Origin of the sequence: Kitasatospora phosalacinea, from assembly GCF_030268885.1 — a bacterium.
In the GTDB taxonomy this organism is placed as follows: Bacteria; Actinomycetota; Actinomycetes; order Streptomycetales; family Streptomycetaceae; genus Kitasatospora; species Kitasatospora phosalacinea_C.
Map to the genome: position 1 here is coordinate 247,028 of NZ_BSSA01000001.1, position 18,493 is coordinate 265,520.

Below are 18,493 nucleotides of genomic sequence, written 5' to 3' on the forward strand. Positions count from 1 at the left end.
CTGTCGCCCGTGGTGCTCCGTCAGAGGTTGCCGCGCCGGTCCTGCTCGCGCTCGATCGCCTCGAACAGGGCCTTGAAGTTGCCCTTGCCGAAGCCCAGCGAACCGTGCCGCTCGATGAACTCGTAGAAGACGGTCGGCCGGTCGCCGATCGGCTTGGTGAAGATCTGCAGCAGGTAGCCGTCCTCGTCGCGGTCCACCAGGATGCCGCGCGACTGCAGCTCCTCGATCGGGACGCGGACCTTGCCGATCCGCTCGCGCAGCTCCGGGTCCTCGTAGTACGAGTCCGGGGTGGACAGGAACTCCACGCCGCGCGAGCGCAGCACGTCCACCGTGGTCAGGATGTCGTTGGTGGCCAGCGCCATGTGCTGGCAGCCCGGGCCGGTGTAGAACTCCAGGTACTCGTCGATCTGCGACTTCTTCTTCGCCACGGCCGGCTCGTTCAGCGGGAACTTCACCCGGTGGTTGCCGCTCGCCACCACCTTCGACATCAGCGCCGAGTAGTCGGTGGCGATGTCGTCGCCGACGAACTCCGCCATGTTCACGAAGCCCATCACCCGGTTGTAGAACGACACCCACTCGTCCATCTTGCCGAGCTCCACGTTGCCCACCGCGTGGTCCAGCGCCTGGAACAGCCGCTTCGGCGCCCCCTCCGGACGGACCACCGTCGACTCGCGGGCCACGTAGCCCGGCAGGTACGGGCCGGTGTAGCGGGAGCGGTCGACCAGGGTGTGCCGGGTCTCGCCGTACGCGGCGATGGCGGCCCGGCGCACCGTGCCGTGCTCGTCCGAGACGTCGTTCGGCTCCTCCAGGATGGTGGCGCCCTGGGCACGGGCGTGCGCGATGCACCGGTCCACGTCCGGGACCTCCAGCGCCAGGTCGACCACGCCGTCGCCGTGGCGGCGGTGGTGGTCCAGCAGCGGGCTGTCCGGCGACACGCCGCCCTTGATCACGAAGCGGCAGGAGCCCGAGCGCAGCACGAACGCCTTGCGGTCGCGGCGGCCGGTCTCCGGGCCCGAGTACGCGACCAGCTCCATGCCGAAGACGGCCTGGTAGAACTGCGCCGTCTGGGTCGCGTTGCCCACCACGAAGACGACCGCGTCCTGCGCGGTGACCGGGAACGGGTCGGTCGAGGCGTCGTACTCCACCAGGCCCACCAGGGTGCGCAACTGCTCGGCCGTCAGGCCCGCCTGGAGTTCCTCGGGGGTCAGTTCAACAGCGGCGTCGGCGGTCATGGGGCATTCCTCCACGTCGAGGTCGGTTGCGCAGAGCTTGCTCCTGCTCGGTGAGGTGGGCAACAGGTCCGAATCCGGCTGCTCAATGTGTACAAGATGAGCAGCGTCGGGGGGCTTCGACTGTACGGATTGCTCAGTGCTCCGGGCGCTCGCCCCCTCCACCGGGCGGGAGCCAGCGGACGAACCAGTGCGCGGCCAGCTCGGCCACCGCCTCCAGCGCCCCCGGCTCGGCGAACAGGTGCCCGGCGCCCGGGACGACCTGCAGCGCGCTCGGACCGCGCAGCTCGGACGCCGCCTGCCGGTTCAACTCCACCACCTCCTCGTCCGCGCCGCCCACCACCAGCAGCGTCGGGGCGGCCACCAGCGGCAGCCGCGCCGCCGCCAGGTCCGGACGGCCCCCGCGCGAGACGATCGCGGCCGGGGCGGTGTCCGGCTCGGCCGCCGCCCACAGCGCCGCCGCCGCGCCGGTGCTGGCCCCGAACCAGCCGTACGGCAGGCCCGCCAGTGCGTGGTGGCGCAGCACCGTCGAGGTCGCGGCGGTCAGCCGCCCGCCCAGCAGCCCCGGGTCGAACACCTTCCACGGCTCCGCGGCCTCCCCGGGCGTCAGCAGGTCGAACAGCACCGTCGCCAGCCCCGCCCGGTGCAGGCGCTCGGCGACCGCCCGGTTGCGCGGGCTGCCCCGGCCCGAACCGCTGCCGTGCGCGAACACCACCACCCCCAGCGGGTCGGCCGGCACCGCAAGCTCGGCCGGACCGGCGGCCAGCGGCACCTCGTAGCGGGCCGTCTCCGGGGCCGTCCCCGGGGCCGCGTCCGGGCCCGTCTCCAGGCCCGTCTCCGGGCCCGTCTCCGGGGCTGCGTCCCGGGCCGCCTTCCGGGCCGCCGACGGTTCGGACGGCTCCGACGCTCCGGGGCGCTCCAGCGCGGCGAGCACTTCGGCGTCCGTGGTCTGCCGGAAGTCCCGGTAGAACTCGCCGACCGCGCGGAAGCCCTCCGGGGCGTGCGCGGCCACGTACGCGTCCGCCGCGCCGCCCAGGCGCTGCGCCCAGTCGTGCGGGGCCACCGGCACCGCCAGCACCACCCGGGCGGCGCCGCGCGCCCGGACGATCCGGCAGGCCGCCAGCGCGGACGCCCCGGTCGCCACCCCGTCGTCCACCACCAGCACCGTCCGCCCCGCCAGCGGCACCGCCGGCCGCCCCCGGCGGTAGGCCGCCGCGCGGCGGGCCAGCTCGGCGCGCTCCCGGGCCTCGACCGCGGCGAAGGCGTCCGGCGGGACGTTCGCCGCGTCCACCACCTGCTGGTTCACCACCCGGGCGCCGTCCTCGCCGACCGCGCCCATCGCGACCTCCGACTGCCCCGGCACCCCCACCTTCCGCACCACGCACACGTCCAGCTCCGCGCCCAGCGCGGCCGCGACCTCGGCGGCGACGGGGGCGCCGCCGCGCGGCAGCGCGACCACGACCGCGCCGCGCAGCTCCGGCGCCTGCGCGAGCAGGACCTCGGCGAGGCGGCGGCCCGCGTCCGTGCGATCGGTGAAGTGCATGGCGGAACCTCTCCACCCTCCACGGTACGCGCCCAGGTAAGGAAAAAATAAGGACAAACCGGTGGGTAGCGTTACATACCGCCCAGGGTGGGTAGCGACCAAGTGGCTCACACGTCCTGACTACGAGGAGGCGGTCCCGGTGTCGACCCACATGTCGTCGGGTATGGAACACCATCCGGACATCCTGGCCCTGCGTGAACACGCGGAGCGCGTCACATCCACCACCGCCGGGCAGGGGACGGAAGCCCTCGCCATCTGCGCCGGCCTCTTCCTGGCGATCTCCCCCTGGGTGGTCGGCTTCTCCGGCTTCACCGGCCTGACCATCAGCAACCTGGTGCTCGGCATCGCCTACGCCGTCCTGATGGCCGGCTACGGCTCCGCCTTCGGCCGCACCCACGCCCGCGCCTGGGCGTGCGTGGCGATCGGCGCCTGGACGGTCATCGCCCCCTGGGCGGTCAACGGCGGGGCGCACGTCCGCCGCACGATCCTGACCAACACCATCACGGGCGGCGTCATGACCTGCCTGGCCCTGGCCGCGGTCGGCATGGTGTTCGCGGGCGCGAGGGCGCGGCACGGCCGCTGAGAGGCCCGAGGACGGGCCCCGTGACGAGGATCCCCGCGTGGCGGGGGCCTCGTCACGCGGGGCCCGGCGGTGGGGGCCTACTCGGGACGGGTCATCCGCAGGACGTCGAGGGCCTCGTCGAGTTGGGCCTCGGTGAGGAGGCCGCGGTCGACGTAGCCGCGGTCGAGGACGACCTGGCGGATGGTCCGGCGTTCGGCGAGGGACTGCTTGGCGACCTTCGCCGCCTCCTCGTAGCCGAGGTAGCGGTTGAGGGGGGTGACGACGGAGGGGGAGGACTCGGCGTACTCGCGGGTGCGGTCCGCGTTGGCGGTGATGCCGGTGACGGTGCGGTCGGCGAGCAGGCGGGCCGAGTTGGCGAGCAGGCGGACGGACTCCAGCACGTTGCGCGCGATGACCGGGAGCATGACGTTGAGCTCGAAGTTGCCGCTCGCGCCGGCCACCGTGACGGTGGTGTCGTTGCCGATGACCTGGGCGGCGACCATCAGGACCACCTCGGGCAGCACCGGGTTGACCTTGCCGGGCATGATCGAGGAGCCGGGCTGCAGGTCGGGGAGGTTGATCTCGGCGAGGCCGGTGCGCGGGCCGGAGCCCATCCAGCGCAGGTCGTTGGCGATCTTGGTGAAGCCGGTGGCGATCGTGCGGAGCTGGCCGCTGAGCTCGACCAGGCCGTCCCGGGCGCCCTGGGCCTCGAAGTGGTTGCGGGCCTCGGTGAGGGGGAGGCCGGTGGTGCGGGCGACCTCGGCGATGACGGCGGCGGAGAAGCCGGGCGGGGTGTTGATGCCGGTGCCCACGGCCGTTCCGCCGAGCGGGAGTTCGGCGACCCGGGGGAGCGTCGCGCGCAGGCGCTCGACGCCGTACCTGACCTGGGCCGCGTAGCCGCCGAACTCCTGGCCGAGGGTGACGGGGGTGGCGTCCATCAGGTGGGTGCGGCCGGACTTGACGACCTCCGCGAACTCCGCGGCCTTGGTCTCCAGGGACTGCGCCAGGTGCTCCAGGGCCGGGACCAGCTCGTGCAGGACGGCGCCCGTCGCGGCGACGTGGATCGAGGACGGGAAGACGTCGTTCGAGGACTGCGAGGCGTTGACCTGGTCGTTGGGGTGCACCGGGCGGCCCAGCCGTTCGGCGGCCAGGGTGGCGATCACCTCGTTGGCGTTCATGTTGGACGACGTCCCCGAGCCGGTCTGGAACACGTCCACCGGGAACTGGTCGTCCCAGCGGCCCTCGGCCACCTCCTCCGCGGCGGAGCGGATCGCCGCCGCGGTCTCCCCGTCCAGCACGCCCAGTTCGGCGTTGACGGTGGCCGCCGCGGCCTTGATCCGGGCCAGCGCCGCGATGTGGGCGCGCTCCAGGCGCTGCCCCGAGACCGGGAAGTTCTCCACCGCCCGCTGGGTCTGCGCCCGCCACTTGGCCGCGGCCGGGACGCGCACCTCGCCCATCGAGTCGTGCTCGGTCCGCCACTGCCGGTCCTGCTGCCCGTGGCCCTGCTGCCCGTGTTCCTGCTGTCCGTCCGCCATGGTCGGTACACCTCCTGGACCGGTCAGCCTTCCACGGGCGCCGGGCATTCCCGGTGCGCCGCGGCCGCGTGTCGGCGGACCCGGCCGCCGTGGCGCTCTTGACCGCGCGGTCTACCGGCCGGTAAGGACGGCGGTGGCACACCCGCTCGCACCCTCCGAGGAGCCCACCCATGGCCACCGCCCCCGACCCGCTCGACCTGCTCGGCGTCGACGACCTGCTCACCGAGGACGAGCGGCTGGTCCGCGACAGCGTCCGCGCCTTCACCGACCGGCACGTCCGGCCGCACCTCGCCGAGTGGTACGGGGAGGGCACCTTCCCGGTGCGCGAACTCGCCCCGGAACTCGGCAAGTTGGGCGTCCTCGGGATGCACCTGGAGGGCTACGGCTGCACCGGGTCGACCGCCACCGAGTACGGGGTCGCCTGCATGGAGCTGGAGGCCGCCGACTCCGGGCTGCGCAGCTTCGTCTCGGTGCAGGGCTCGCTGGCGATGCGCTCGATCCACGCCTTCGGCTCCGAGGAGCAGAAGCGGCAGTGGCTGCCGGAGCTGGCCGCCGGACGGGCCGTTGGCTGCTTCGGCCTGACCGAGCCGGAGGCGGGCTCCGACCCGGCGTCGATGCGGACCCGGGCCCGGCGCGACGGCTCCGACTGGGTGCTGGACGGCGCCAAGATGTGGATCACCAATGGCTCGGTCTCCGACGTCGCGGTGGTCTGGGCGGGCACCGAGGAGGGCGTGCGCGGCTTCCTCGTCCCGCGGGGCGCCCCCGGGTTCACCGCCCGTGACATCCCCGGCAAGCTCTCCCTGCGCGCCTCCGTCACCAGCGAACTCGCCTTCGACGGCGTCCGGTTGCCCGCCGACGCGGTGCTGCCGCAGGCCCGCGGCCTGCGCGCCCCGCTGTCCTCGCTCGGCGAGGCCCGCTACGGCATCCTGTGGGGCACCGTCGGCGCCGCCCGCGACTGCTACCGGGCCGCCGTCGAGTACGCCCGCGACCGCGTCCAGTTCGGCCGCCCGATCGGCGGCTTCCAGCTCACCCAGGCCAAACTCGTCGACATGGCCCTGGAGTTGGAGAAGGCCTACCTGGTCGCCGTGCGGATCGGCCGCCTCAAGGACGAGGGCCGTGCCCAGCCCGCCCACGTCTCCTTCGGCAAGCTCAACAACGTCCGCACCGCCCTGGAGATCGCCCGCACCGCCCGCACGATCCTCGGCGCCAACGGCATCACCACCGCCTACCCCGTGCTGCGGCACGCCAACAACCTGGAGTCGGTGCTCACCTACGAGGGCACCGCCGAGATCCACACCCTGGTCCTGGGCGAGGCCATCACCGGCGAGTCCGCCTACCGCTGACCGAAATCCGCTGGTCACGGGAGTGGCCGGGCGGCCAGGATGGGCGGCATGACGACGCGACAGACCGAGACCACCACCCTCTGGCGGCCCACCGGGCCCGAGGAACTGGCGCTGGTCGCGGCCTCCGGCTGGCGGGCCTGGCCGCCCCGGCTGCCCGAGCAGCCGATCTTCTACCCGGTGCTGAACGAGGACTACGCGATCCGGATCGCCCGGGACTGGAACGTGCCCGCCTCCGGGGTCGGGTACGTCACCAGGTTCGAGGTGGAGACGGAGTTCCTGGCGCGCTACCCGGTGCGCCGGGCCGGGGGCGAGACCATCCTCGAACTGTGGGTCCCGGCCGAGGAGTTGGACGAGTTCAACCGGCACCTGGTGGGGGAGATCCAGGTGGTGCGCGAGTACCGCTGAGTCCGCCCGGGTGGGAGTGCGGGGTCCGTCGGAAGTCGGGGGTCCCGGGGGCGGGGTCAGACTTCAGGGTGACCCGGATCGGTACCTGGTGCGCATGGATCGCGGGGGCGGGCGCACGCAGCATGGAAGGGACGGGAACGGCGCGAAGGGGTGAGGGAACGTGAAGGGCGGACGGGCGGCGACGGTGGTGCTGGGGGCAGTGGCCGCCGTGATGCTGGTGGTGATGGTGGCACCCGCGGCGCTCCAGCGGATGCAGGACCGGATGGACCACACCGTCCGCTACCCGAGCGGGGCCGCCGCCAAGGCCGACCGGGACGGCCAGGCGCCGGGCTGGCTGCCCGACTCCGCGACCGGGGTGGCGCTGCTGGGCTCCGACCGGCAGGGCGACCGGCTGCTGCGGGCCACCCTGCCGGAGCGGGCGCTGCCCGCGGGCTGCACCGCGGGCCGACCGCTCGGGGACGTCCACCTGCGGGCGCCCTGGTTCCCGAGCGACGCCCCGCAGCGCGCCACCGCGCACTGCGGCCTGTACGACGTCGCCCTGGTCGGCGACCAGCTGTACGGCTGGCAGGACGCCGCGGTGGTCGCGGCGGGCCGCACCGCCCCGTCCCGGTGACCGGACCCCGGCTTCCCCGCGGCGGGCGGATGGGATAGGACGGTGCGCGTACCCCGCCATCCCCCGAGGAGTCCCATTGCCAGGCCCGACCGTCGGATCCGACGGCGACCAGACCCTGCCCCTACGGCCGCAGGAGGTGGCCGCGGAGACCCCGCAGCCCGCCGCCCCCTTCGCCACCGCCACCGTGATCACCCTGGGCAGCCTGGTCGCGCTCGGGCCGCTCACCACCGACCTGTACCTGCCCGCCCTGCCCGACCTGACCGCGGACCTGCACTCCACCGCACCCGCCGCCCAGCTCACCCTGACCGGCTCGCTGATCGGCATGGTGATCGGCCAGCTGCTGTTCGGCCCGCTCAGCGACCGGCTCGGCCGCCGCCGCCCGATGCTGGCCGGGCTCGTCGCCTACACCGTCGCCAGCGCGCTGTGCGCGTTCGCCGGCTCGATGCCGGTGCTGGTCGCGGGCCGGGTGCTGCAGGGCGTCGCGGGCTCCGCCGCGCTGGTGATCGCCCGGGCGGTGGTCCGCGACCGGCTGGAGGGCACCGCGATGATCCGGTTCATGGCCACCATGGGCCTGATCTCCGGCCTCGCCCCGATCGTCGCCCCGCTGGCCGGGGCCCAGCTGCTGCGCGTCACCGACTGGCGCGGCACCTTCGTCGCGCTGGTCGTGCTCGGCGCCGCGCTGACCGCCGCCTGCGCGTTCGGCGTCCGCGAGACGCTGCCGCCCGAGCGGCGGCACGGCGGCGGGCTGGGCACCACCGTCCGGGCGATCGGCGGGCTGCTGCGCGACCGGGTCTTCCTCGGCTACCTGCTGACCAGCACCTTCGCGTTCGGTGCGCTGTTCGCGTACGTCGGCGGCTCCTCGGTGGTGCTGCAGGACGTGTACCGGATCAGCTCGCAGACCTACAGCCTGGTCTTCGCGGTCAACTCGGTCGCGCTGCTGGCCGCCACCCAGCTCAACGGCCGGTTCCTGGTGCAGCGCTGCTCCGAACGGACGCTGCTGGTCTCCGGCCTGGCCGTCGCCGCGCTGGCCGGTGCCTCGGTGGTGCTGTGCACCACCGTCTGGGACACCGGCCTGGCCGGGGTGTGGCCCGCGCTGACGCTGCTGATGGCCTCGATGGGCGTGATCCTGCCGAGCGCCAACGGCCAGGCGCTGACCATGGCCCCGCACGCCGCGGGCTCCGCGTCCGCGCTGCTGGGCACCGGCACCTTCCTGTGCGGCGCGGTGGTCGCCCCGCTCAGCAGCCTGGGCGGGCACCCGTCCGCGACGGTGCTCGGCGCGGTGGTGCTGGGCTGCGCGCTGCTGGCGCTGGCCTCGTTCCTGGCGCTGTGCCGCAGGGGGTGAGCGCTCAGCGCCTGCCGCGGGCCAGCAGCTGGTCCCGGGCGGTGGCCGCGAAGGACGGGCCGGCCGCGGTGGCGGTGGCGTCCGCGGCGGTGCCGCCCGGGTTCACGGTGCCGGAGACGGTCAGGTAGACGTACCGGCCGATCGAGGCGTGGGTGCCCTGGCAGCCGGTGCTGGTGCAGTACGCGGTGTGCCCGCTGGGCACCAGGCCCTGCACCTGGCCGGTGAAGGCCGCGATCACCGCGTCCGCCTGGGCCTTGGTGTCCAGCACCGCGATGCCGACGGTGACGGCGCTGTTGCCCGAGGTGTACGTCACCCGGATCATCGAACGGCAGCCCTGGGCGGCCAGCACGTTGCCGAGGCCGCCGGTGGTGGCCTGGTAGCAGGTGGCGGTCTGGGCGTCGGCCAGCCTGGTCCAGGTCTTGCCGTTGACCTGCACCGTCGCGGCGGGCAGCACCCCGGCGGGGGTGAGCGGGGCGGTGTCGGTGGCCGCCGAGGAGATCACCGTCAGCGGGTCGGGCGGCCCGGCCGGGGAGGCGGCGGGGGCGGAGGAGGGCGCCTTGCCCGGGCCCTTGCTCGCGCCGCGCGAGGGGGAGGCCGGGGCGGAGGCGGACGCCGAGGCGGAGGCCGGGGCCGAGGCGGAGGGGGAGTCCGAGGGCAGCGCGCTCGGGGACGGGTCGCCGCCGGTGTCGGGCTGCTGCGAGGCGGCGGAGGTGGCCTCGACCACGACCGTCGGGTCGGCCTTCGGCTCGCCGGACGAGGAGGTGGCGGCCGCGACCGCGGTGATCCCGCCGACCGCGACGACGGCGGCCAGCACGCCGCCCGCGGCCTTCATCCGCTTGCGCCGGGACTGCTCCCGCTGGTGCTGGTCGGCGAGGGCGGCCCAGTCCGGTTCGTCGAACTGCACCTGCCCCGCCGGAGAAGGCTGTTGGGGCGGCAGCGGCCCGCCCCCGTTCGTTCCCCACCCGTTGGTCATGGTCGCTGATCCTAGAGCACCGGTAGAACACCGGTCCGAACGGGACGGGCCCGAACGGGACGGGCCCGGGGGGCCGCGGAGCCGAACGGGACGGGCCCGAACGGGACGGGCCCGGACGGTGGCGGGGAGCCACCGTCCGGGCCCGGTCCGGGCGCCCTGCGGGCCCTGCGGGTCGAGCCGGGGTCAGGCGATCGAGAAGTCGTCGCCGTAGACCGCGCCCTGCCCGTACCAGCCGTGCAGGTACACCGTGACGGTGCCGTTGGCGCCGGTGGTGAACGGCACGGTCAGCTTCGTCCAGGAGGAGCCGTTCGCCCAGGAGGAGGCGGTGGCGCCGCCGCTGACGCCGACGTACGAGTACGGGCCCTGGACCCAGGCGGTCAGGGTGTACGCGTGGTTCGGGGCCAGGGTGACGGTCTGCTCGCACTGGCCGGTGGTGCTCGCGGTCGGGACGGCCTTCAGGGCCTTGGAGCCGCCGTGCACCGGGGAGGTGACGACCGCGCCGCCGCTCTGGCAGGTCCACGGGGCGAGGTTGCCGCTCTCCAGGTCGCCGTTGCCCAGGCCGGTCGGCGGGGTGGTGCCGGTGACGGTCAGCGCGTAGGTGGCGGTGTGGGTCCTGCCCGCGCCGGTGCCGGTGACGGTCAGGGTGTAGGTGCCCGGGGCCGCCGCGGCGGTGGTGGACACGTTCAGGGTGGCCGAGCCGCCCGCGGTGACGCTGGAGGCGCTCAGCGCGGCGGTGACGCCCGCCGGGGCGCCGGAGACGGTCAGGTTGACGGTCGCGGCGGTGCCGGAGGTGACCGCGGTGCCCACCGTGCTGGAGGTGGCGGAGCCGGCCTGGACGGAGCCCGCCGCGGGCGACAGCGAGAGGGAGAAGTCGGAGGCGGTGGTGCCGCCGGTGACGGTCAGGGTGTACGTCGCCGAGTGGGTGCCGCTCGCGCCGGTGCCGGTCACGGTCAGCGGGTAGCTGCCGTTGGCGACGCCCGAGGTGGTGGACACGTTCAGGGTTGCCGAGCCGCCCGCGGTGACGGTGGAGGCGCTCAGCGAGGCGGTGACGCCCGCCGGGGCGCCGGTCACCGACAGGTTGACGCTCTGCGCCGAGCCGGAGGTGACCGCGGTGTTGACCGTCGCCGAGGTGGCGGCGCCGGCCGCGACCGAGCCGGAGGCCGGGCTCAGCGACACCGAGAAGTCGTTGGCGGGCACGGAGGAGCTGGTGAACTGGGAGAAGATGTGGCTGAAGTCCCAGGTGCCCTGGGCGATGCCCGAGCAGTCGTCCCGGCCGCCGGTGCCCGCGCAGCCGCCGTTGTCACGCTGCAGCGCCCAGAAGGACAGCGTGTTGATGCCCTTGGAGACGGCCCAGTTGTAGACCGTGGTGGCGTTGGCGACGGTGAAGGTCTCGGCGGCGCCGAAGTCGTCGATGCCGACCATCTCGGTGATGCCGATCATGTTCCACAGCTGGGCGGAGGTCTTCGTCGGGTACAGCTTCGCCAGCTGGTTGTACAGGCCCTGGGCGGAGGTCTGGGTGTCCGCGGCCATGTCGTGCGACTGGTTGTCGTAGTAGTCGAACGTCATCATGTTGACGACGTCGATGCGCGCGTTGTTGGTGACCGCGTTCTTCAGCACCGCCAGGCCGCTGGAGGCCAGGCCGCTGGTGGTGGTCGGCAGGGTGTAACTGAACTGGATGCTGCGGCCGTTGGCGGCGGCCCAGTCCTCGACGATCTTGATCGCCTTGTTGCGGCGGTCGATGCCGGCCGTGTTGGTCAGCGAGTTGTCCTCGATGTCCAGGTCGATCCGGGAGACGTCGTAGGTGGTGATGACGTTCTCGAACTGGGCGGCGATCTGGTTGACGTCCGTGCAGGAGTCGGCGATCTCGGTGCCCGTGTTGTCCGCGGTGTAGCCGCCGAAGGACGGGATCACGTCACCGCCGTTCGCACGGATGGTGGTGATGTCGGCGCCGAAGACGGAGCTGGACACCGGCATCGAGGTGTCGCCGTTCCACAGTGCGGTGCAGGAGCCCTTGGTGGCGGCCTGCAGGAACGCCATGGTGAGGTGCTTGGCGCCGGACTGGGCGGCCAGGGCGGCCGGGCTCTCGCCGGTCCAGGCCTCGAAGTACGGGGCGAAGACGTGCTGCGGCAGCGGGGTGGCGGCCTGCGCGGGGGCGGAGATCAGCCCCAGCGAGGCGGCCGCCACGGCGCCCGTGGCGAGCAGCGCTCGGAGTGGTCGGTGAAGGCGCATCGAGTCTCCATCAGGCATGGAAGGGTGGCCCGCGTGCCGGTGCTCGGGCACGGGGCGGAGGTCGGCCTGGTACAGGGAGTGCCGGGGTGGTGCGGGGCAGGACGGCTCGCCCCGGCCGGTGGTCACACCCCCACGATGCGTTCCGGTCGGGAAGTACAGCGGACTCATGGTTGGTCTGGACCACTACATCTGTCAAGACTCTTTCCAGTTCCCCGGCGGGGCCCGCCGGGAGCTTTACCAACCCTTGGTGACAAGGCCCTTGACGTGCCGTCGGCCCCGCCCCCGACTGCTCGGGGCGGGGCCGACGGACGGCGCGCGACGGGTGCGGATCAGCTCAGGCCGGCGCTCTTCAGCCAGCTCTTGGCGACCGCCGACGGGTCCTCCTTGTCCACCGCGACCCGCTTCATCAGCGCGGTCAGCCCGGCGGTGTCCAGCTTCGCCGAGACCGCGTTCAGCGCGGCCGTCCCGGTGGCGTCCAGACCGGCGGTGTTCACCAGCGGGGTGACGTTCTGCGAGCTGAACAGGTTCTTCGGGTCGTCCAGCGCCACCAGCTTCAGCTGGACGATCTTCGGGTCGGTGGTGAACACGTTGCCGACCTGGATGCCGCCGTCCTTCAGCGCGTTGGCGGTGGTGTCGCCGGTCGGCTTCCACTCCTTGAAGGTCAGCCCGTAGACGTCCTTGAACTGCTGTTCGCGCCGGGTCTTGAACTCCGGCGGGCCGCCGATCACCAGGTCCTGGGCCTTGCCCGCCAGGTCGGCTATCGACTTCACGCCCAGCTTGTCGGCGGTCTCCTGGGTGACCGTCAGCGAGTCCTTGTCCTCGGCGGCCGCCGAGTCCAGGATCGCCAGCCCCGCCGGGAGCTTCGCCTTCAGCTCGGTGTTCACCGCGTCCTTGCCGGTCGCCGTGGACTTCGCGTCCAGGTAGCCCAGCAGCGCGCCGTTGTACTCCGGCAGCACCGTCAGCGCCCCCGACTGCAACTGCCCGTACAGCACCTCGCGGCTGCCGATGTTGAACTTCTCCTCCACCTTCACGCCCTTGGCCTGCAGGGCCTGCGAGTAGATCGAGGCCAGCAGCACGTTCTCCGGGAAGTTCGCCGAACCGACCACCACGGTCTTCCCGGACGCACCGCCCGCCGAGGCGGGCGCCGACGGCGCCGGGGCGGGTGACTTCGCGGCCAGCGGGTCGCCGCCGCCGGAGGAGGAGCAGGCCGCCGCACCCGCCACCAGCAGGGCGACGGCGAGGGCGGTACGGACCGGACGGGGCGTCATGGGACTTCCTTCACGAGTGCGGGAGGGCTTGCGGGAACGGTCGCGGGGTCTTCCGAGGGGCCGCCGGTGCGGCGGGCCCGGGTACGGGGGCTGGAGCGGGCGCCGGGCGGCGCGGCGAGCCGGATGAGCAGGGCGAACAGCAGTTGGACGCCCACCGCCAGCAGCACCACCAGCAGGGCGCCGCCGACCGTGGTCGGGTAGTTGCGGGTGGCCAGCCCGTCGATCACGTACCGGCCCAGGCCGCCGAGGCCGACGTACGCGGCCACCGTCGCGGTCGCGATCACCTGCACCGACGCCGTCCGGACCCCCGCCAGCAGGGTCGGCGCGGCCGCCGGGACGCACACCCGCAGCAGCGTCTGCGGGTGCGTCAGGCCGATGCCGCGGGCCGCGTCCCGGACGTCCGGATCGGTGCCGCGCACCCCCTCGGCCGCCGCCACCAGCATCGGCGGCGCGGCCAGCGCCGTCAGCGGCAGCAGCACCGCCGTGTCGCCGACGCCCGCCAGCAGCACCGCCAGCGTCACCAGGCCCAGCGTCGGCAGGGCGCGGGCGACGCCCGCCACCGCCGTCACCAGGAACAGCCCGCGCCCCGAGTAGCCGATCAGCAGCCCCAGCGGCAGCGCCACCAGCGCGGACAGGCCCAGCGCCTCGGCGGAGAACGCCAGGTGCTCCAGCAGCCGGTGGACGATCGAGTCCGGGCCGGAGCGGTGCGCCGGATCGGCGAGGAAGTCGTGCAGCCAGCCCAGCCAGTTCACCGCGCCACCCCCCGCTCCCACGGCGCCAGCACCCGGCGGGCCGCCACCAGCAGCAGGTCGGTGGCCAGCGCCAGCAGCGCCACCAGCGCGATCCCGGCCAGGATCGGGGTCGGGAACGTCCGCTGGAAGCCGTCCACGAACAGGTAGCCCAGACCCCCCCTGCCGACCAGCGCCCCCACCGCCGCCAGCGAGATCGAGGACACCGCGGCCACCCGCAGTCCCCCGATCAAGTACGGCACGGACGCCGGGAGTTCGACCGCCGCCAGCCGCCGCCACGGCCCGTAGCCCATCGCGGTGGCCGCCTGCCGCACCGGCTCCGGCACCGCCCGCAGCCCGTCCACCGCGGTCGGCAGCAGCACCGCCAGCGCGTAGCAGGTCAGCGGCACCATCACCGTCTGGCGGGTGGCCAGCCCCGTGTACGGGATCAGCACCACGAACACCGCCAGCGAGGGCAGTGCGTAGACCACGTTGAACACCGCCGCGAGCGGCTGGTAGAGGCGGGGGAAGCGTGCGCAGGCCAGGCCCAGCGGCACCGCGAGCAGCAGCGCCAGCAGCACCGGGACGAGCGCGATCACCGCGTGGTCGGCCGTCAGGTCGGCCAGGTAGCCGAGGTGGTCGCCCAGCCAGTGCCAGCGGACCAGCGGCTCACCGTCCAGCATGCGGCACCTGCTCGGGCGTCGGGGCGCCGGTGCCGGTGCCGTTCGCGGCGGCCAGGGCCTCGACCACGGCGGCGCGGCTCGCGGTGCCGACCGCCCGGCCCTCGGCGTCCACCGCGACGGCGTGGCCGGACGGGGCCAGCAGCGCGGCGTCCAGCGCGGCGCGCAGCGAGTCACGGGAGGGGACGAACACCGGGACCGGATGGCGCTCGGCGCCGCGTGTCCAGTGCTCCGGGCGACCGCTCGGGTCGAGCGCCAACTCCCAGCCCCCGTACGGTATTCGCCGACCGAGGTCCAGGTCCGGGGTCGGGGCCGGGTCGAGACCGGTGAGCGGGACGGAGTCGGCCGGGCGCAGGCCCAGGCCGCGCAGGCCGCGGTCGCGACCCAGGAAGGCGGCCACGCCCGCGTCCGCCGGAGCGGTCAACAGGGTGTGCGGGTCCGCGAGTTGGGCGATCTCGCCGTGCTCGCGGAGCACCACCACCCGGTCGCCGAGCCGGACCGCCTCCTCGATGTCGTGCGTCACGAACAGCACCGTCTTGCCCAACTCGCCCTGCAGTCGCAGCAGTTCCTCCTGCAGTCCGGCGCGCACCAGCGGGTCGACCGCGCTGAACGGCTCGTCCATCAGCAGCACCGGCGGGTCGGCCGCCAACGCCCGTGCCACGCCCACCCGTTGCTGCTGGCCGCCGGAGAGCTGGGCCGGGTAGCGGCGGGCGGTCTCCGGCGGCAGGCCGACCAGCTCCAGCAGTTCGGCGGCCCGGGCCCGGGCCCGCCTGCGGTCCCAGCCGAGCAGCCGGGGCACGGTCGCCACGTTGTCGATCACCCGGCGGTGCGGGAACAGTCCCGCCTGCTGGATCACGTACCCGATGCCGCGCCGCAACCCGGCCGCGGGCAGCGCGGCCACGTCCGTCCCGTCCAGCAGCACCCGCCCGGCGGTCGGCTCCACCATCCGGTTGACCATCCGCAGGATGGTGGTCTTGCCGCAGCCCGACGGCCCCACCAGCACGGTGGTCCGGCCCGCCGGGACCTCCAGGTCCAGGCCGCGGACGGCGACCGTGCCGTCGGGGTGGCGCTTGGCGGCGCCCTCGAATCTGATCACGGAAGGGTCCTCGGAGGGTCGGCCGTCGGGTGGTCGTCGGGTGGTCGTCGGGTCAGTGGTGCGGGTGGTGCGGGTGGTCGGGGAGGTGCGGGTGGTCGTGGGGCGTCGCTTGTCCGGCTTCCCGTGCCGCCCTCACCGCAAACCTTGATCAACCTGACGGGTCGGCAGTCCGGCCGCCGCCCAGGCGACGAAACCGCCGTCCAGGTCCGTGGCCCGGTGCAGCCCCAACTCCTGCAGCGAGGCCGCCGCCAGCGAGGACGCGTACCCCTCCGAGCAGACCACGATCCAGCGCACGTCGTGGTCCACCGCCTCCGGGATGCGGTGGCTGCCGGTCGGGTCCAGGCGCCACTCCAGCACGTTGCGCTCGATCACCAGCGCGTCCGGGATCTCCCCCTCGCGGGCCCGCTGCGCCGCCGGGCGGATGTCCACCAGGCGTGCCCCGTCCGCGAGTTCGGCCCAGGCCCGGGCCGGGTCCGGCCGGTCCAGGCCCGCCCGGGCCCGCGCCACCAACTGGTCCACCGTGGTCACCACTGCTCCGGTCCTTCCGTCGAGGTCTGCACCAGGCCGCCGGCCCGCAGTTCGTAGTGCGACATCTCGCTCAGCGGCGGCGAGTACGCGTGCAGCGTCACCGCCGGGCCCGGCGCCGTGTTGCGGACGTCGTGCAGGTACTGCGGGCCGAACGCCCGCTCGCTGCCCGCCGACAGGCGGCGCACCGTCAGCCCGTGCTCCGGACCGGCCAGCGCCAGCTCCTCCAGCTCGCCCAGCGCCACCGTGAACGCGCCGCGCGAGCCGCCGTGGTCGTGGAAGCCGGTGGACTGCCCCGGCAGCCAGCTGATCAGCCACACCTCGTAGTCCTCGGCCAGCTCCAGGCGCTCGTACCAGCGGTCCTCCGCGGACAGCCGCACCCGGTGCAGCCAGCGCTCGGGCCGCTCGGCCAGGTCGCGGACGATCCGGCGCAGCGCGTTCGGGGACAGCGGCTGGCGCCGGGGCGGGGCGGGGTCTTCGGTGGCGGGGGTGGCGGCGAGGTCGATGCTCATGGGGTCCTCCGGGGTGCGCCGGGACGGCGGCCGTCGCCGGGGACGCGTGCCCGGAAGGGCACGGACCGGGCGGGCGGCGCGCGGACGGCGGAGTGAAAAGGGGGTGCGACGGGGCGGACGGGCCGCGGTCGTCCTGGTCAACTCACAGGGCGCACGCGGGATTTCACGCGGAGGGCGTCAACAGCAGGCACACATGTCGCTCGCCTGGCGTCGCAGGTCGACGTGCAGGCGGCAGACCAGGAAGGTGCCGGAGTTCATGTCGCCGATGGTTCACGACCCGGCGGCGGCCCGTCAAGTTCCGCCACGCCGAGGGTCGCATCGTGGACTCCGGCGTACCGGCATGCGGACATGCCGACGGCCCGCGCTCCGGGGAGGGCGCGGGCCGTCGGGGTCCGGTGCTGCTCGGACCGACCGGTCAGTTGTCCTGGCCGGCGTTGGTGTCGGCCTGGGCGGCGGCGCTGTCCGCGGCGTCCACCTTCTGCTGCATCTGCTGGACCTGCGCGTCGTCCGCCCCGCCGCCGGAGTCGGCCTTGCCGGAGGTCGGGCCGCAGGCCGTCAGCAGGGCGGCGCAGGCCAGCGCCAGGGCCGCCAGGGCCGCGCGTGCGGCGGGCCGACGGGTCACTTCCCGGCCGCCGGGGCGTTCTTGGCGCACCAGTCGGCCACCGCCGCCAGGTCCGCCTTGCGGGTCTGCAGCGTCGGCAGCAGGCTGCGGCGGAAGGTCAGCCGGTCGTTCAGGTACTTCTCGATCTCGGCGTGCCCCGCCTTGTGGGCGTCGTCCACCCGCTGCTGCAGCCGCGCCACCGAACCGTTGACGGTCGCGTCGCCGTTCAGCCGCTCCAGCGCCTTGTCGATCCGCTCCTGGGTCTTCGGCAGCCGCTTGCAGACCGCCTTCGCCCCGTCCCCCTTCGGCGCCGTCCCGCCCGCCGCCTGTGCGGGCCCCGCAGCCAGGAACGCGCCCGCCAACGCGAGCACCCCGACCGCGGCCGCCGCCCGGTTGATGCGCATGGGTATCCCCTTCCGTCCACTCCGAATCCCGGCCGGTTCCCCCGGCCCGCTCCGACAGTAGGGAGCCTTCTTGTGGAAACCCTGTGGAACCGCGACCCGGGGACACCCCGGTGCGCCGTCCGCGGGGCGGGCCCTACGCTGCGGCCGTGACCTTCTCGTCCGGCTGGAGCGCCGGTCCCGCGTTCGACGACCGGGCCGTCACCGTCGAGATCGCCGGGTCGGTGCCGACGGCGGCCGACGCCCGGCAGGTGGCGGAGGTCCTCCTCGGGCAGGGCTGGCGGGTGCGCAAGCAGTCCTGGACGGAGTTCGAGGCCGAGCACGGCTACGCCCGGCTGTCGGTGCTCCCGCTGGACCCGGTGGTCTTCACGGGAGAGATCGCGGTCACCGGGATCACCGAGCTGATCGAGACCTTCGGCCGGAGCGGCCACTGCTGCACCGTCGAGCTCTACGACCCGGACAGCGGTGAGCTCCTCGCCGAAGGGCAGTATCAGGCCGGTGGCGACACCGCCGAGCAGGGCGGCCCCGGTGAAGAACACCGCCGTACTGGCGGCCGCGTGCACCCGGTGCTCGGACAGGCGCAGGCTCAGGACCGGGTCGGCGCGCCGTCGGCTCGCCGGGACGTACCCGACGGCGAGTGCGGTGAGTGTCCGGACGGTGCGGAGGCCGCCGGTGACGGCCTGCACGGTGCGGGCCACGACCGGGGTGGTCGGGTCCGGCGCGGCGGTGCACGGCGCGGTGGAGGCGACGGACCCGGTCGGGGGGCACGTCCACAGGTGGCCGGTGTCCAGGCGCCGACCGAGTCAGGCCGAGGGCGGAAGCGCGGCCCCAGGGGTGGCACGGACCGCAGCGGCCGGGGAGGGGGAGGCGTTGCACGCCCTGCTCCGAAAGGCCCTGGGTGAGGCGCC

General features: G+C 74.2%; 19 protein-coding genes. 6 read left to right on the forward strand and 13 right to left on the reverse strand.

What is annotated here, in order from left to right; genetic code table 11:
- Positions 1-20 precede the first annotated feature (20 nt).
- Both hppD and QSK52_RS01045 read right to left on the reverse strand, forming a co-directional pair.
- On the reverse strand, positions 21-1,232 hold the full coding sequence (gene hppD, locus QSK52_RS01040; RefSeq protein ID WP_285732401.1) for a 4-hydroxyphenylpyruvate dioxygenase: 1,212 nt from the start codon (positions 1,230-1,232) through the stop codon (positions 21-23).
- Between the two features lie 133 nt (positions 1,233-1,365).
- Complete coding sequence (locus QSK52_RS01045) at positions 1,366-2,772, reverse strand: phosphoribosyltransferase family protein (RefSeq protein ID WP_285732403.1); 1,407 nt, start codon at positions 2,770-2,772, stop codon at positions 1,366-1,368.
- Positions 2,773-2,935: 163 nt separating this feature from the next.
- Here QSK52_RS01045 and QSK52_RS01050 point away from each other — a divergent pair, with 163 nt between their 5' ends.
- Positions 2,936-3,355, forward strand: a complete 420-nt coding sequence (locus QSK52_RS01050) for an SPW repeat protein (RefSeq protein ID WP_285732405.1) — start codon at positions 2,936-2,938, stop codon at positions 3,353-3,355.
- Between the two features lie 77 nt (positions 3,356-3,432).
- Here the strand turns inward: QSK52_RS01050 and QSK52_RS01055 are convergent, their stop codons facing one another.
- Positions 3,433-4,869: a class II fumarate hydratase gene (locus QSK52_RS01055; RefSeq protein WP_285732407.1), complete on the reverse strand. Its 1,437-nt coding sequence runs from the start codon at positions 4,867-4,869 to the stop codon at positions 3,433-3,435.
- 170 nt (positions 4,870-5,039) lie between these two features.
- Here QSK52_RS01055 and QSK52_RS01060 point away from each other — a divergent pair, with 170 nt between their 5' ends.
- The 4 genes from QSK52_RS01060 (at position 5,040) to QSK52_RS01075 (ending at position 8,572) form a co-directional block, all read left to right on the forward strand.
- Positions 5,040-6,212 (forward strand): acyl-CoA dehydrogenase family protein, encoded by a 1,173-nt coding sequence (locus tag QSK52_RS01060; RefSeq protein ID WP_285732409.1) that lies wholly within the window; start codon positions 5,040-5,042, stop codon positions 6,210-6,212.
- Between the two features lie 48 nt (positions 6,213-6,260).
- Positions 6,261-6,617 carry a hypothetical protein gene (locus QSK52_RS01065; protein WP_285732411.1) on the forward strand — a complete coding sequence of 119 codons (357 nt, stop codon included), beginning with the start codon at positions 6,261-6,263 and terminating at the stop codon, positions 6,615-6,617.
- A gap of 160 nt (positions 6,618-6,777) precedes the next feature.
- Positions 6,778-7,230, forward strand: coding sequence for a hypothetical protein (locus QSK52_RS01070; protein ID WP_285732413.1), 453 nt, complete (start codon positions 6,778-6,780; stop codon positions 7,228-7,230).
- A 76-nt stretch (positions 7,231-7,306) separates the two neighbouring features.
- Positions 7,307-8,572 carry a multidrug effflux MFS transporter gene (locus tag QSK52_RS01075; protein ID WP_285732415.1) on the forward strand — a complete coding sequence of 422 codons (1,266 nt, stop codon included), beginning with the start codon at positions 7,307-7,309 and terminating at the stop codon, positions 8,570-8,572.
- Between the two features lie 4 nt (positions 8,573-8,576).
- Here the strand turns inward: QSK52_RS01075 and QSK52_RS01080 are convergent, their stop codons facing one another.
- The 10 genes from QSK52_RS01080 to QSK52_RS01125 form a co-directional block, all read right to left on the reverse strand.
- Positions 8,577-9,545: a hypothetical protein gene (locus QSK52_RS01080; protein ID WP_285732416.1), complete on the reverse strand. Its 969-nt coding sequence runs from the start codon at positions 9,543-9,545 to the stop codon at positions 8,577-8,579.
- 183 nt (positions 9,546-9,728) lie between these two features.
- Positions 9,729-11,774 (reverse strand): glycosyl hydrolase family 18 protein, encoded by a 2,046-nt coding sequence (locus tag QSK52_RS01085; protein WP_285732418.1) that lies wholly within the window; start codon positions 11,772-11,774, stop codon positions 9,729-9,731.
- A 329-nt stretch (positions 11,775-12,103) separates the two neighbouring features.
- Positions 12,104-13,042 (reverse strand): ABC transporter substrate-binding protein, encoded by a 939-nt coding sequence (locus QSK52_RS01090; RefSeq protein WP_285732420.1) that lies wholly within the window; start codon positions 13,040-13,042, stop codon positions 12,104-12,106.
- Positions 13,039-13,794: an ABC transporter permease gene (locus QSK52_RS01095; RefSeq protein WP_285732422.1), complete on the reverse strand. Its 756-nt coding sequence runs from the start codon at positions 13,792-13,794 to the stop codon at positions 13,039-13,041. The genes QSK52_RS01090 and QSK52_RS01095 overlap by 4 nt, the downstream gene beginning before the upstream one ends.
- Positions 13,791-14,453, reverse strand: a complete 663-nt coding sequence (locus QSK52_RS01100) for an ABC transporter permease (RefSeq protein WP_285732424.1) — start codon at positions 14,451-14,453, stop codon at positions 13,791-13,793. Before QSK52_RS01100 ends, QSK52_RS01095 begins: the two co-directional genes overlap by 4 nt.
- The gene (locus QSK52_RS01105) at positions 14,440-15,546 is read right to left on the reverse strand and encodes an ABC transporter ATP-binding protein (RefSeq protein WP_285732426.1); all 1,107 of its coding nucleotides are present in this window, start codon (positions 15,544-15,546) and stop codon (positions 14,440-14,442) included. The genes QSK52_RS01100 and QSK52_RS01105 overlap by 14 nt, the downstream gene beginning before the upstream one ends.
- Positions 15,547-15,678: 132 nt before the next feature.
- Positions 15,679-16,077, reverse strand: a complete 399-nt coding sequence (locus QSK52_RS01110; protein WP_285732428.1) for a rhodanese-like domain-containing protein — start codon at positions 16,075-16,077, stop codon at positions 15,679-15,681.
- Entirely contained in the window at positions 16,071-16,583 is a 513-nt protein-coding gene (locus QSK52_RS01115; RefSeq protein WP_285732430.1) for a cysteine dioxygenase, read from the reverse strand. Before QSK52_RS01115 ends, QSK52_RS01110 begins: the two co-directional genes overlap by 7 nt.
- A 415-nt stretch (positions 16,584-16,998) precedes the next feature.
- The gene (locus tag QSK52_RS01120; RefSeq protein ID WP_285732432.1) at positions 16,999-17,205 is read right to left on the reverse strand and encodes a hypothetical protein; all 207 of its coding nucleotides are present in this window, start codon (positions 17,203-17,205) and stop codon (positions 16,999-17,001) included.
- On the reverse strand, positions 17,202-17,588 hold the full coding sequence (locus tag QSK52_RS01125) for a hypothetical protein (RefSeq protein WP_285732434.1): 387 nt from the start codon (positions 17,586-17,588) through the stop codon (positions 17,202-17,204). The genes QSK52_RS01120 and QSK52_RS01125 overlap by 4 nt, the downstream gene beginning before the upstream one ends.
- Positions 17,589-17,836: 248 nt before the next feature.
- Here QSK52_RS01125 and QSK52_RS01130 point away from each other — a divergent pair, with 248 nt between their 5' ends.
- Positions 17,837-18,487: a hypothetical protein gene (locus tag QSK52_RS01130; protein ID WP_285732436.1), complete on the forward strand. Its 651-nt coding sequence runs from the start codon at positions 17,837-17,839 to the stop codon at positions 18,485-18,487.
- Positions 18,488-18,493: the final 6 nt, after the last annotated feature.

Coding starts and splice junctions, on each gene's coding strand:
- QSK52_RS01065 (WP_285732411.1), top strand. CDS start 6,261: ATGACGACGCGACAGACCGAGACCACCACCCTCTGGCGGCCCACCGGG.
- QSK52_RS01090 (WP_285732420.1), bottom strand. CDS start 13,042: ATGACGCCCCGTCCGGTCCGTACCGCCCTCGCCGTCGCCCTGCTGGTG.
- QSK52_RS01085 (WP_285732418.1), bottom strand. CDS start 11,774: ATGCGCCTTCACCGACCACTCCGAGCGCTGCTCGCCACGGGCGCCGTG.
- QSK52_RS01045 (WP_285732403.1), bottom strand. CDS start 2,772: ATGCACTTCACCGATCGCACGGACGCGGGCCGCCGCCTCGCCGAGGTC.
- hppD (WP_285732401.1), bottom strand. CDS start 1,232: ATGACCGCCGACGCCGCTGTTGAACTGACCCCCGAGGAACTCCAGGCG.
- QSK52_RS01050 (WP_285732405.1), top strand. CDS start 2,936: ATGGAACACCATCCGGACATCCTGGCCCTGCGTGAACACGCGGAGCGC.
- QSK52_RS01100 (WP_285732424.1), bottom strand. CDS start 14,453: ATGCTGGACGGTGAGCCGCTGGTCCGCTGGCACTGGCTGGGCGACCAC.
- QSK52_RS01080 (WP_285732416.1), bottom strand. CDS start 9,545: ATGACCAACGGGTGGGGAACGAACGGGGGCGGGCCGCTGCCGCCCCAA.
- QSK52_RS01125 (WP_285732434.1), bottom strand. CDS start 17,588: ATGCGCATCAACCGGGCGGCGGCCGCGGTCGGGGTGCTCGCGTTGGCG.
- QSK52_RS01055 (WP_285732407.1), bottom strand. CDS start 4,869: ATGGCGGACGGACAGCAGGAACACGGGCAGCAGGGCCACGGGCAGCAG.
- QSK52_RS01060 (WP_285732409.1), top strand. CDS start 5,040: ATGGCCACCGCCCCCGACCCGCTCGACCTGCTCGGCGTCGACGACCTG.
- QSK52_RS01115 (WP_285732430.1), bottom strand. CDS start 16,583: ATGAGCATCGACCTCGCCGCCACCCCCGCCACCGAAGACCCCGCCCCG.